Annotated in this window: 7 protein-coding genes; 2 read left to right on the forward strand and 5 right to left on the reverse strand. The window is 72.4% G+C overall.

Going from position 1 to position 12,987, the window contains the following annotated elements:
• Positions 1 to 117: 117 nt before the first annotated feature.
• Both ACX114_RS21065 and ACX114_RS21070 read left to right on the forward strand, forming a co-directional pair.
• Positions 118 to 3,030: a CARDB domain-containing protein gene (locus ACX114_RS21065; RefSeq protein WP_459287167.1), complete on the forward strand. Its 2,913-nt coding sequence runs from the start codon at positions 118 to 120 to the stop codon at positions 3,028 to 3,030.
• 190 nt (positions 3,031 to 3,220) lie between these two features.
• Entirely contained in the window at positions 3,221 to 7,342 is a 4,122-nt protein-coding gene (locus ACX114_RS21070; RefSeq protein ID WP_459287169.1) for a CARDB domain-containing protein, read from the forward strand.
• An 87-nt stretch (positions 7,343 to 7,429) separates the two neighbouring features.
• Here ACX114_RS21070 and ACX114_RS21075 read toward each other — a convergent pair whose 3' ends face one another.
• From ACX114_RS21075 to ACX114_RS21095, 5 genes are all read right to left on the reverse strand, one after another.
• Positions 7,430 to 8,404, reverse strand: a complete 975-nt coding sequence (locus tag ACX114_RS21075) for an NAD-dependent epimerase/dehydratase family protein (protein WP_459287171.1) — start codon at positions 8,402 to 8,404, stop codon at positions 7,430 to 7,432.
• 1 nt (position 8,405) lies between these two features.
• Complete coding sequence (locus ACX114_RS21080; protein ID WP_459287173.1) at positions 8,406 to 8,939, reverse strand: hypothetical protein; 534 nt, start codon at positions 8,937 to 8,939, stop codon at positions 8,406 to 8,408.
• Positions 8,940 to 8,997: 58 nt separating this feature from the next.
• Complete coding sequence (locus tag ACX114_RS21085; RefSeq protein WP_459287175.1) at positions 8,998 to 10,533, reverse strand: Y-family DNA polymerase; 1,536 nt, start codon at positions 10,531 to 10,533, stop codon at positions 8,998 to 9,000.
• A gap of 18 nt (positions 10,534 to 10,551) precedes the next feature.
• Complete coding sequence (locus ACX114_RS21090; protein ID WP_459287176.1) at positions 10,552 to 11,406, reverse strand: ImuA family protein; 855 nt, start codon at positions 11,404 to 11,406, stop codon at positions 10,552 to 10,554.
• 246 nt (positions 11,407 to 11,652) lie between these two features.
• The gene (locus ACX114_RS21095) at positions 11,653 to 12,870 is read right to left on the reverse strand and encodes a vWA domain-containing protein (RefSeq protein WP_459287178.1); all 1,218 of its coding nucleotides are present in this window, start codon (positions 12,868 to 12,870) and stop codon (positions 11,653 to 11,655) included.
• Between the last annotated feature and the right edge of the window lie 117 nt (positions 12,871 to 12,987).

Below are 12,987 nucleotides of genomic sequence, written 5' to 3' on the forward strand. Positions count from 1 at the left end.
TTTCATTGGCTTCGCGCCGTTGAGGGACTCCCTTGGATGTCCCCGCGACGTTGAACCGGGCCCGGCGGCCAGCGCGCGTGGGGATGTTGAACCCTCACCATCCATCAGGAGAAGCACATGTCACGGTTCATGCCGTCATGGCGGCATGCGTGTCTGCTCATCGCGGGCACGCTCGTTGTTACCGGCTGCGGAAGTGAAGGCGCGTCGTCCGGCGCGGCTGTCCTCCGGAGTCAGGGGTCCGCGCTTCAGCAGGGCGCGGATCTGATCATCACCGAGCTGCGCGCGCCCGACGCCGCCCGCCCGGGAGAGGCCTTCACCGTCACGGCGAAGGTCTGCAACACGGGCACGCGGCCCGCGGTCCCCCAGCAGGGGCCCAACCTGCTGCAGGTGTACCTGTCCACCACGGCCACGCAGCAGGCGCCCGCGCCCGGCGCGCCGCCCTCGCCGCAGCAGGTGACCGTGGGCGAAGTGGACGTGGGGATGGTGGACCCCCAGCAGTGCGTCACGCACACCGTGAACGCCCATGCGAGCCCGCCCATCGAAGGAGCGCTCCCTGGCGCCTTCTACCTGGGCGCCCGCATCGACCCGTGGCAGTCCGTGACGGAGCTGGATGAGACGAACAACAGCCTGGTCCGCGGCCTGATGGGCGTGGGACAGGCGCCGGACCTCGTGGTCACCGAGGTGAAGACGCCGCCCGACGCGGGGCTGAACGCGTCCTTCGTCGCGGACGTGCGCGTGTGCAACACGGGGACGGCCCCCTCCTCACCGACGGAGGCGGCGGTCGTCCTCTCCACGCAGGCCACCCTGGACGCGCCCACCACCGGCCCCGTCCCGTCCACGCAGGCGCGCGTGGGCCAGGTGCTGGTGCCGCGGCTCGACGCGGGCCGCTGCGTCCTGGTTCGCACGCAGGCGTCCGCGCAGCGTCCTCCCGACGCCTTCCTGCCGACACAGCCGCTGTACGTGGGCGCCATCGTGGACCCTTCCGCGTCCACTCCGGAGCTGCGCGAGGACAACAACACGCACGTCGCGGGACGGATGGGCGTGGGTGATGGCCCCGACCTGGTCATCACCGAGGTGACGGGCCCCACCACCTTCCAGCAGGGCCCCACGGGTCCCCTGTCCGTGACGGTGTGCAACGTGGGCTTCGACCGGGCGCCGGAGGTGCGCGCGGACGTGCTCCTGTCCACCCTGCCCACGCTGCCGCCGCTGGGGCACACCCCCGACCCGGCGACCGCGATCTCCGCCGCCCACTTCGATGCACCGGGGCTCGACGCTGGACGGTGCGTCACGCTGTCCGCGCAGGGTTATGGGATTGCCCCCACCTCCTGGCAGCCCCACACGCCGCTGTACCTGAGCGCTCTCGTGGAGGAGCCGCGGTTCGTCCCCGAGCTGCGGGTGGACAACAACACCTTCGTGAAGGGGCTGGTGGGGCTGGGCAACGGCCCGGACCTGGTGGTCCGGTCGCTGAAGGCGGCGGCCACCGTCGCACCGGGGACGCACTTCCCCGTCGAGGCGACGGTCTGCAACGTGGGCACGGCCGGCACCGGCACCTCCGCCCGGTTGCAGCTGGCCCTCTCCACGCAGGGCGCGGTGGTCTTCCCGGCGCCGCCCGAGTCGTTCGACTCGCGGACCCAGGTCCCCGCGGGGAGCGCGGACGTGCCGGCCCTGTCCGCGGGACAGTGCAAGACGCTGACGGTGGACGCCATGGCCAACCCGCCCCAGGACGCACAGCCGCGCCAGCCCCTGTCCCTGGGCGCGGTCATCGACTCGAACCGGGCCCTGCAGGAGTTGCGGGAGGACAACAACGTCCTCACCCAGGGCCGGGTGGGCCTGGGCTTCGACGCGGACCTCGTCATCACGGACGTGAAGGCGCCCGCGAACCTGCGCGACGGCCAGCCCTTCACCGCGAGCTACACGCTCTGCAATGTGGGACTCAGCCCCTCGTCCTCCACCAGCGTGGCGCTGTACCTCTCCGTGGACGCGGCGCCGCCCGCGGTGGACCCCGTGGATCCCACGCGTCCCATCCCCGGGTACACGTTCCAGGGCCGCTCCGTCATCAACGCGGCGCTGACGCCGGGCCAGTGCACCACGCGGAGCGGGACTTTCAACGCCCTGCGCCCGCCGGAGCTGGGGGCCCTGCCCCTGTCCTCCACGCTGAACCTGGGCGCGGTGGTGGATGGCCCGCCGGATCAACGCACGGACAACAACGGCTTCGCCGTGGGTCCCGTGGGCGTGGGCAACGGGCCGGACCTCGTCGTCACCGAGCTCCAGGGTCCCGCCAGCGCGCGGCCTGGAGATTCGTTCACCAGCACCGTGAAGGTCTGCAACGTGGGCACGCAGCCGACGTCCGGGCTGTCGCAGGTGTCCGTCTACCTGAGCACGGGCAACATCCTGCCCGTGTCCGAAGACGCCATGTCGCACGTGGGGACCTTGAGCGTGCCGTCGCTGGGTGAAGGGGCCTGCGTCACGCAGAGCCTCACCGGCCCCGCGGAGCTGCCCGAGCAGGCCACGCCGTTGCAGCCGCTGTACCTGGGCGCCGTCGTCGACCCGGGGGCGACCCTGCCGGAGCTGCGCGAGGACAACAACACGTTCGTCGCGGGCCGGATGGGCGTGGGCGATAGCGCGGACCTGACGATCACCGCGCTGACGTTCCCGGACACCGTCGAGCCGATGGTGCCGTTCACCGCCACCGTGCGCGTCTGCAACGCGGGCACCGAAAGCTCGTACTTCACCCCGGTGATGTTCGTCGTGGGCACGGAGGCGAACTGGACGCTGCCGCCGCGGGACACGCCCGGGCCGTTCCCCACGCAGGAGCAGTACCTGGCGGGCATCGTGGACGCCCCGCCGCTCCAGGCCGGCCAGTGCCAGGACCTGCCGGCGACGCTGCGCGCCGACCGGCCGTGGCAGGCGGCCCCGGACGCGCCCCTGTACCTGGGCGCCGTCGTGGATCCGAACCAGGACCAGATGGATCTGCGCTGGGACAACAACACCTTCGTAGGCGGCCCCCTCGTGGTGAGCAACACGCCGTAACCGCACCTCACGGCACGCAGTCAAGCGGACGCCGGCCGGGGTCTTCATGAACCCCGGCCGGCGTATGCCTTTTGAGCCAAAGGCGCCTGGTCTTTTCGTATGTCAGTGCAGCCATTTAGTGTCCGCGCGGCGTCGGACCCGGCCCGGCTGCCGGCGCCTCATCGATTTCACATATCCCCCAGGAGAACACATGCAACGGCACTCGCCGTCATGGAGACACGCGTGTCTGCTCATCGCGGGCACGCTCGTCATCACCGGCTGTGGCAGTGAGGGCGCGTCGTCCAACGCGACCCCCGCCCGCGGTCAAAGCCATCCATTGGACCACGGTCCGGACCTGGTCATCACCGAGCTGCGCGCCCCCGACAGCGTTCGCGACGGGTATGACTTCAAGGCCACCGTGAAGGTCTGCAACCAGGGCTCCGCGGCCGCGTATCCCCAGGGTGGCGGCACGTTCGTGCAGCTGTACCTGTCCACGACCGCCACCCAGCAGGTCCCCGACCCCAACGCGCCGCCCCCGACCCAGCAGGTCACCGTGGGCGAGGTGGACGTGGGGCCGCTGGAGGCCCAGCAGTGCGTCACGCGCACCGTGACCGCCAACGCGCTGCCGCCCCCCGGGCAGCCCGGCACCGCCTTCTATCTGGGCGCCAGCGTCGACACGTGGCAGTCCGTGACGGAGCTGGATGAGACGAACAACGGCTTCGTCCGCGGCCTGATGGGCGTGGGCGCCGGCCCGGACCTCGTGGTCACCGAGGTGAAGACGCCCGCGAGCACCCAGCCCGGAAGGAACTTCCTCGCCGACGTGCGCGTCTGCAACGTGGGCACGGAGTCCTCGTCCTACACCAGCGCGGAGCTCTACCTCTCCACGCTGGACACCCTGAGCCTTCCCACGACGGGCTCGCCGCCGGATACCCAGGTGAAGGTGGGCGTGATGACCGTGCCGCCACTGGATGCGGACCGCTGCCTCACGGTCCGGGTGCCGGCGTACCCCCAGCTTCCCCCGGCGGCCACGCAGCCCGGGCAGCCGCTGTACGTGGGCGCCATTGTCAACCCGGAGCAGCAGGGCGAACTGCGCGAGGACAACAACACGCGCGTCGCGGGCCGGTTGAGCATGGGCAACCAGGCCGACCTGGTGATCACCGACGTGACGGGACCCACGAACATCGAGTCGGGGATGCCGCTCTCCAGCTCCGTGACGGTGTGCAACGTGGGCACGGACCGGGCCATGGAGGTGCGCGCGGAGGTGCTCCTGTCCACGGAGGCCTCGCTGCCCGCCTCGCAGCAGCCGGGCCCCCAGACGGAGTCCCTCGTCGGCCAGGCGCAGGCGCCGGGGCTGGACGCCGGACGGTGCGTCACGCTGCCGGTGTCCGGCTTCGCGTACCCGCCCCCGGTCTTCCAGCCGGGCGCGCCGCTGTACCTGGGCGCGCGTGTGGACGGGATGCAGTACGTCCCGGAGCTGCGTGACGACAACAACACCCTCACGAAGGGCACCGTGGGCGTGGGTTACGGCCCCGACCTGGTGGTGCGGTCGCTGAAGGGGCCCGCGAACCTCCCGGATTCCTATTCGTTCCCCGTCGCGGCGCAGGTCTGCAACGTGGGCACCGGCCCCCTGTATGGCTACGCCACCCTGGAGCTCTACCTCTCCACGGAAGCCGAGGTGACGCTCCCGCCGTCGTCCGGGCCCTCCCCCATGCAGACCCAGGCATCCCTGGGCATGGCGGACGTGTCCTACCTCTCCGCCGGCCAGTGCCAGACGGTGCGGGTGAACGCCTACCACAACCTGCCCATGGAGGCGCAGCCGGGTCAGCCCCTGTACCTGGGCGCGGCCATTGACGCGTCCCGGAGCGTCCAGGAGCTGAACGAGGACAACAACACGTTCATCCAGGGGCTGGTGGGCACGGGACCGGCACCGGACCTGGTGGTCACCGACGTGAAGGCGCCCGCGAACCTCCGTGACGGCCAGTCCTTCAGCGCGACCTATACGGTCTGCAACCAGGGCGCCTCGCCCGTGTATGGATACGGGGTCTCGCTGTTCCTCTCCACGGAGACCGAGCCGCCCGTGTCGCGGCCGTATCCGGCGGCCCCCGTGTTCGCGGAACTCCCGCGGGCCTACGCCTTCCAGGGCCGCGCCCAGCCCTACACGACGCTGGCGGCCGGACAGTGCACGACCCAGCGCTCCACGTTCCACGCCTCGCGTCCGCTTGACTGGACGCCCGCGCCGTTCGAGCGGCCCCTGAACCTGAGCGCGGTCGTGGACATGCCGGGGGTCGAGTCGCGCATGGACAACAACGGCTTCGCCGCGGGCATCGTCGGCCTGGGCGACGGGCCGGACCTCGTCATCACCGAGATCCAGGGGCCCGCCAGCGTGCGGCCCGGGAGCCCCTTCACCAGCAAGGTGAAGGTCTGCAACGTGGGCACGCAGCCGCTGGGTGGCAGCGCGCGCGTGGAGCTCTACCTGAGCGTGGACGACACCCTGCCGGCGCCGGAGCCGATGGCGTACCCGCCCATGCCGATGGGCGGCCAGAGGCTCGTGGGTGACGCTTCCCTGCCGCCGCTGGCCCCGGGGGGCTGCACCACGCGGGAGATCTCCGGGTGGGCGGATTCGCCGCCCGACGCGGTTCCGTTCCGTCCGCTGTACCTGGGGGCCGTCGTCAATCCGGAGGCGATGACGTACGAGCTGCGCTGGGACAACAACACCTACGTGGCGGGCACCGTGGGCGTGGGCTACGGGCCGGACCTGGTGGTCACCGCGGTGGAGGCCCCCTCCACCGTCGCGCCGTGGGAGCCGTTCGCCGCCACCGTGCGCGTCTGCAACGTGGGCACCGACGCCGTGAACTCCACCGAGGTGGCGCTCGTCGTGTCCACGGAGGAGACCTGGAACCTGCCTCCGCAGGGCTCGCCGCCGCCGTCCTCCAACGACCCCAGCCAGTTCATGGCGGGGATCCTGAACGTCGCGCCGCTCCAGGCCGGGCAGTGCGTGAGCACCATGGGGATGGTGTCCGCCGACCGGCCGGCGGGAGCGTCACCAGAGCAGCCCCTGTACCTGAGCGCCGCCGTGGATCCGTTCCAGGGCCGGACGGAGCTGCGTGAGGACAACAACGTCTTCGTGAAGGGGCGCCTGGGCGTGGGGACGGAGGCCGACCTGGTCATCACCGCGCTGACGCCGCCCGCCAGCATCCGGTACGGCCAGTCCTTCACCACCACCCTCACCGTCTGCAACCAGGGCTCCCAGTCCTCGTGGGGCAGCCTGCCGGTGACGCTGCTGCTGCTGCAACATCCCGAGCTGTTCATGCCCCCGCAGGGCGCGCCCCAGGTGCCCCCCGAGGAGTTCCTGGGCGAGTTCTACATCCCCCAGGTGGCCGCGCACACCTGCATCACCACTCCGGTGACCGGCAACTACTACGGGTACACGAGCTCGGAGCCGCTCACGTACTACGTGGGGGCCATCGTGGACGGGCACTGGAGCACCCCGGAGGTGCGCAAGGACAACAACACCTTCGTCGGGCCGCGCGTGGGCGTGGGGGACGCGCCGGACCTCGTCATCACCGCGATGGGCGGGCCGGCGAACCTCGAGCCCTATGGACAGGCGCAGGTCCCCGTCACTGTCTGCAACCACGGCACGCAGCCCTCCTCCACCCGGACGGTGGACTTCTTCCTCTCCACGTCATCCACGCCGCCGGAGCTGACCTTCCCCGGTGGGGATCCGGCCTCCAGCGTGTCGCTGGCGGGGTCGGTGGAGATTCCGTCCCTGCCCGAGAACGCGTGCGTCACGCGGGAAGGCACCCTCCAGGCCAATACGCCCGCCGCGGAGCCGGAAGCGCCCCTCTTCGTGGGGGCTTTCGTGCGCGCCTGGTCTCCCAACGACGAGCTGCGCACGGACAACAACGCCTTCGTGCGGGGCCGCATCGGCGTGGGGTTCGCGCCGGACCTGGTCGTCACGGAAGTCGTCGCGCCGTTCGCCGTGCGCTGGGGTGAGACGTTCTCCACCACCGTGACGGTCTGCAACCAGGGCACGCAGCCCTCGGTGGATAACCGCCAGGTGGAGCTCCTCCTCTCCACCCAGCCCACCCTGGCGTTCCAGGACGAGATGCCGGATCCCTCCACCCAGGTGACCTTGGGCGAGCTGGACTTGGACGAGCTGGCGGCCGGGGCCTGCACGACGCTCCAGCTCCTGACCTCCGCGAACACGTTGCCCGGTTTCCAGAGCTCCGGGCTGTTCTACCTGGGCGCGCTGGTGGACTCGCGGCGGTGGATGACGGAGCTGCGCGAGGACAACAACGCCTTCGTCGAGAACTTCCTCGCGGTGCTGCCGTAGCCACACGCCGTTGAACGAAGGACGCGCGGGCGCTGGCCGGGGTCTTCACGAGCCCCGGGCGGCGCCCGCCGCCGTTTCACGCGGGCCTCAGCGGTCGGCGCCGCTCCACTCGCGGTACCAGGCCACCAGCCGGGCCACGCCCGCGTCCACGGACACGCGCGGCTTGAAGCCCGTCTCCGCCTCCAGCCGCGAGGTGTCCGCCCACGTGGAGACCATCTCCGCGGGCGCCGAGGGCACGGACGTCACGCGGGCCTTCGCGCCCCAGTGCCGCTCCAAGAGGCCCACGAAGTCCCCCAGCGCCACCGGCTCGCCATGGCCCACGTTGAGCAGCCGGTGCGGCGGGCTCCCCGACGGCGGGCGGTCCAACACGCGCACCACGGCCTCCGCCACGTCGTCCACGAAGGTGAAGTCGCGCCGCATCCGCCCGTCGCCATGCAGCTTCAAGGGCTCGCCCTTCGCCAGCGCGCGCAGGAAGAGCAGCGGCGCCATGTCCGGACGTCCCCACGGCCCGTACACCGTGAAGAAGCGCAGGCCGCTGGTGGGCAGCCGGTGCAGGTGGCTGTACGCGTGCGCCATCAACTCGTTGGCGCGCTTGGTGGCGCCGTAGAGGTTGAGCGGTTGATCCACGGGCGCGTCCTCGCGGAACGGAGCGGGCGTGGCCGCGCCGTACACGGAGCTGGAGGACGCATAGACGAGGTGCCGCACGCGCGCCTCGCGGCAGGCCTCCAGCACGCGCACGAAGCCCGTCACGTTGGTGTCCGCGTACGCCGGGGCCTCCGCGTCCGGGGCCCGCACGCCCACGCGCGCGGCCAGGTGCACCACGCCCTCCGGACGCGCGGCCATGAACGCCTCGCCCAGCCGGGCCGCGTCGGTGATGTCCCCGGCGAGGAAGGTGAAGCCGCGCATGCCGGACAGCCGCTGGAGCCGGGAGCGCCGCAGCGCCACGTCCCCGGGGGCCGCGTCCAGCGCGTCCAGGCCCACCACCGTGTCGCCCCGGGAGAGCAGCCGCTCGCAGACGTGGGCGCCGATGAAGCCCGCCGCCCCCGTCACCAGGACGCGCATGTCACGGCACCACCTGCACCGCGTCGATGACGGCCCGGCGCAGGAACGAGTTCCAGTCCGTCGCGGACTGGTAGGCGCTCACCACGGGCTGCGAGCGGAACGTGTCCGTCCAGAGGACCTGTCCGTTGGGGTCCACCATGCCCAGCCGCAGCACCACGTCCACCCGGTTGAGCACCGTCGCGCCGGACACGTCCAGCCAGTCCAGGATGACCACCACCGCGGCCTCGGCCTTGTTCTGCTGGATGAAGGACGCCACCTCGTCCGTGAGCGGCACCGGGGCCTGGGACTGGCGCGTGGCCACGACCTCGAAGCCGCGCGAGAGGAGCTCCGACTCCGTCTGGCGGGCCAGCACCGTGCGCGGGTTGCTCTCCCCGATGATGTCCTGGCGGAACGAGCCCGTGGGCAGCACGTCCACGCGCGAGCCCGACACCACCACCACCTTGCGGATGGCTCCCTCCGGGCGCACCTGCCGGGCGGCGCAGGCCGGGAGGACGAGGGACACGAGGAGCAGCGGGAGGAGTCGTGCGGGGCGCATGCCGTCACGCTAGGCCACAAGCGGCGGGGCCTCCACCCCGACCGCACCTGCCCGCCCCTCAATCGAACAACCCCTGCAGGTAGAAGTCCCCGTCCCGCCCGTCCCGGTACACCCAGGCGGGCCCCAGCCCCTCGAAGTGCACGCGGTAGTAGTCCCGCTGGTACGGGGTGTCCGTCCACCACTCACCACCCAGGCGCTCCGGTCCCGCCATCGCCGTCACCCGGTGCCGCCGCCCCGCGAGCCGCGCGGCCAGCATCTCCCCGGACGCCGTCACCTCCGCCTCCAGCCGGGCCGGCCGGGCCAGCAGCCGCGACGGCCGCTCCCGGGCCGCCCCCGCCTCGCGCCAGACGGTGATGGGCGCGGCAGGCTCCGGTGCGGGAGCCAGCGGGCCCGACGGGGACAGCAGGCCCCGCCGCGTCTCCGGAGGATGGAAGGCCTGGGGCGAGTGCGCGGACTCCGGCCGGTGCACGGCCTCCAGGGACGCTGCGAACAGCGCCTCCTCGCCCAGCGTCGTCGCCAGCCGCGACAGCACGCCCTCCAGGGCCGCGTCCCCCTCTGGCGCGTCCCCCAGCGCCAGCTGCTGGCCCAGGTCCTCGTCGTGCGCGTCCACCCGCACGGCGACCTCCGCCACCGGCCGCTCCAGCCGCAGCTCCCCCAGCCGGTGCCGCGCCAGGTCCAGCAGCAGCTTCGCGCGCGCCGTGGGCCGCGCCAGCAGCAGCGGCACCTCGGCCTCGCCGGTGGGGTCCAGCCGCAGCACGAAGGTGAGCCGCACCGCCGCCCGCTGCCGCCCGGACAGCCGCGCGCCCAGCCTGTCGAGCAGCGTCTTGAGCGCGAACTGCACGGGCTCGAAGGTGTCCGCGGGCGCGTCCAGCACCACCCGGTCCTCCAGTGCCTCCTCCAGTGGCTCCGGCGTGAAGGGCGTGTCGTCCACGCCCCGGCACCGCGCATGGGCCCGGGCCGCGGCCGCGCCTCCGCGCGCCGTCACCGCCCCGGCAGGCAGCGCCGCCACCTCGCCCAACGTGGACAGGCCCAGGACGGAGAAGGCCTTCGCCGCCGCGTCCTCCAGCGCGCCCAGCGGCAGCGGCGCCAGCGCCCGGGCACCCTGCCCCTCCGGCACCACCAACACCCGCTGGGAGCCATACCGCGCCAGCACCCGCGAGGTGAACGCCTCCGACGCCACCGTCACATGCGCCCGATAGCCCTGCTCGCCACAGACCTCCAGCACGCGCGCGCCCAGCTCGCTCTCGCCCCCCACCAGGTGCGCCGCGCTCGCGTCGAACCACAGCCCGTCCGGCGCGTCACGCTGGAAGCCCGGACACAGGCCGAGCAGCGACTCCCCCAGCGCGGCCAGCGCCTGGGCCTCGTCCTTCAACCGGTACGGGAAGTTGCGCAGCTCGGGCTCCAGCGCGGTGGCCGCCGTCAGCGTCATCCCCGGCCGCACGCCGACCTTCAGCGCGCGCGTGGAGGCGAAGGCCACCCGGCGCTGGCCGCGCACCTCCTCCACCAGCACCAGCGGCTGGCCCGCGAGCGCGGGCGACTCAATGACCTTGCGCTGCACCGGGAAGCGCGTGACGTGCAGGTAGCCCCTCCGCATGGCCCACCCTCCTTCGTGTCAGCGGCCGTCCGGGGCCAGCGTGCTCCCCAGCGAAGGCATGGGCGCGTCCCGGCCGGGGCGCTGGCCCAGGATGCCCAGGCCGTTGCGCACGCGGTCGGAGGCGTCCCGGTAGAAGCCCGGCCCCGCGTCCCCAGACGCCTCCACGTCCGCGTCCAGGAGCCGCGCCCCGGCATCCAGCCCCACCTCCGGGTAGAGCTCCCGCCAGGGGCTCACGACGCGCGTCCCCACGCCTCCGCCCCGGCTGCGCTCCAGCTCCACGGACCAGCCCTGGACGCCTCGGGCCTCCAGCCGCAGCCTCGCGAGCCCGTCCGCGGGCGCCTCCGGCGACGTCAGGAGCAGCACCAGCGTCCCGCCCCGCGCCGCCGCGTCCGCGAGCTTGCGCGCCTCCGTCAGGGCCAGCCGCTCCGGACGCCCCGGAGCGCCCACGCCGAGCGTCAGGTCCACCACCACGGTCGTGAAGGTACCGCTGCGCGCCAGTTGCACGGCGGCCCACACCCGCTGCGCGAAGGCCTGGGGCCGCACGACGAGCAGCCGATCCAGGTCCACGCCCAGCGCCGCCGCCGCGGGGGGATAGAGTTCCTTCGGGCCGTCCACCCACGCGCACAGGCGCAGCTCCCGGTGCGCGGACGCCACCGCGCGCAGCGCCAGGCTGGTGCGCCCCGACGCCGCCTCGCCGCACAGCTCCACGGAGTGCCCCAGCGGCAGGCCGCCTTGCGGCAGCAGCGCGTCCACCGCGTCCACGCCCGTGCGCAGCACCGACAGCGCGCGACGGGGCGCCGCCTGCAACTGGCGGATCCGTTCGCGCAGCTCCTCCACCACCGCCAACCCCGACCGTTCGACCGCCGCGCCCATGTAGCCTCCTCGCCTCGCGCACCGCGCGCATGGGGCCAGTATCCGAGGCCGTCTGACACCCCAGCAGGCTGCATTCCGGGTGTATCGGACCTGTCGCGTCGGGTGCTCCACTCGACGGGAAGGGGCGGATCCGCACGCATCTTTTTTTTCGCACCGGACATGACAGGTCACGTGCGCAAGCCACGAAAAAGGGCCCCGCGTCCTTCGCGGGGCCCTTCGAGTGAGGCGCGGCGGATCAGCTCCGGGCTACCCGGCGCACAGCACCTTCACCTCCACCTTCGTGTCGCCCACGCGCCGCAGGCACGGACCCAGGAAGAAGATGCGCGCGGAGCGGTCGCCGCTGGGCGGCTCGTAGCGGAAGTCGCCGTTGGACGCCGTGCACGTCTGCACGGAGCCGTCCGCGCGCGTGACGTACACCACCGCGAGCCGCGGATCCGGCAGGTTCACCACGGCCACGCTCTGCGCCACCGTGGCCAGGTCCGCGATGTCCAGCAGCGTCTGCCGGTAGCTGGGCTTGCAGATGGAGTCCAGGTTCGCCCGGGTCGCGTCGAACGCCTTCGACATGTCGCTCTGCCGGTAGCCGGGCCCGTAGGACGTCGGGCAGTCGACGTTGCGCACGTTCGTGATGCCGCCCGTCGTGTCCACGATCAGCTCCGCGCGCTTGTCCGTCACCGCCACCGGCCCGATGGTCGCCCACAGCACCTCCCGCGACGCGCCCTGGCTGTCATGCAGGCTCTGGAAGTCCTGGTAGTACTCCGCCACCGGGGTCAGCTTGTCCCCCTGCGCCGTGCACGCGTCCACGGCCCGGTCCACGCCCAGCGCCACCGGGGGCGGACGCTCCTTGGAGCTGCAGTCCTCCTCGTCGGACACCACCACCACCAGCAGGCGGGAGTCGTCCCGCAGGAAGCCCCCGTTGCCCCCCTCCTCCAGGGGCTTGCTGGCCAGGGGCGAGGCGACCGCCAGCCGCACCGCCTCGAAGGGCGCCTCCTGGCCGCTGCCGGAGGTCCCCTGGTCTACCAACCGCTGGAACTTGGGCAAGAGCAGCGGATCCGAGCCTTCGATGAAGCGCTCGGCGGTGGGCTGGTTCGCCTCGTCCCTCACCGGCTGAAGCCGGCCCTCCTGATCCGGGAAGGAGCGGATGACGTCCGCCCCGTCCGGGAAGACCTGGCGCTGGTACACGGAGGTGGTGATGACCCCCACGCGGAAGTCCTGGGACACACCGTTGCCCTCCTTCAGCGCGGCCAGGAAGGCGGGCAGTTCCGTCGCGATTCCCTGCTGCTCCTCGCTCATGGATCCGGAGTTGTCGATGACGAAGAGGATGTCCGTCTTCTGGGGGGCCACCACCGGAGGGGTCGCCTCGCAGGCGTCCGGGACCGTGGAACCGTCGTCATCCACGGGGGAGTGGCATCCGAGCGCCAGGAGCGCGGACAGCGACATCAGGTGGGCGCAGGTGTGGAGCTTCACATCGTCCTCCAGTGCGGGGACGCGCGCTCGCGCACCGCATCAGGCGTGAGAGGGGGCGAGCATGCCCCACCCCTTCGCCGGACGCGAGACTTCTGGGCCGTTACATAGAGGAGCGTC

The sequence above is a fragment of the Corallococcus sp. M7 genome, assembly GCF_054512695.1.

Coding starts and splice junctions, on each gene's coding strand:
- ACX114_RS21090 (WP_459287176.1), bottom strand. CDS start 11,406: ATGGGCGCGGCGGTCGAACGGTCGGGGTTGGCGGTGGTGGAGGAGCTG.
- ACX114_RS21085 (WP_459287175.1), bottom strand. CDS start 10,533: ATGCGGAGGGGCTACCTGCACGTCACGCGCTTCCCGGTGCAGCGCAAG.
- ACX114_RS21070 (WP_459287169.1), top strand. CDS start 3,221: ATGCAACGGCACTCGCCGTCATGGAGACACGCGTGTCTGCTCATCGCG.
- ACX114_RS21080 (WP_459287173.1), bottom strand. CDS start 8,939: ATGCGCCCCGCACGACTCCTCCCGCTGCTCCTCGTGTCCCTCGTCCTC.
- ACX114_RS21075 (WP_459287171.1), bottom strand. CDS start 8,404: ATGCGCGTCCTGGTGACGGGGGCGGCGGGCTTCATCGGCGCCCACGTC.
- ACX114_RS21065 (WP_459287167.1), top strand. CDS start 118: ATGTCACGGTTCATGCCGTCATGGCGGCATGCGTGTCTGCTCATCGCG.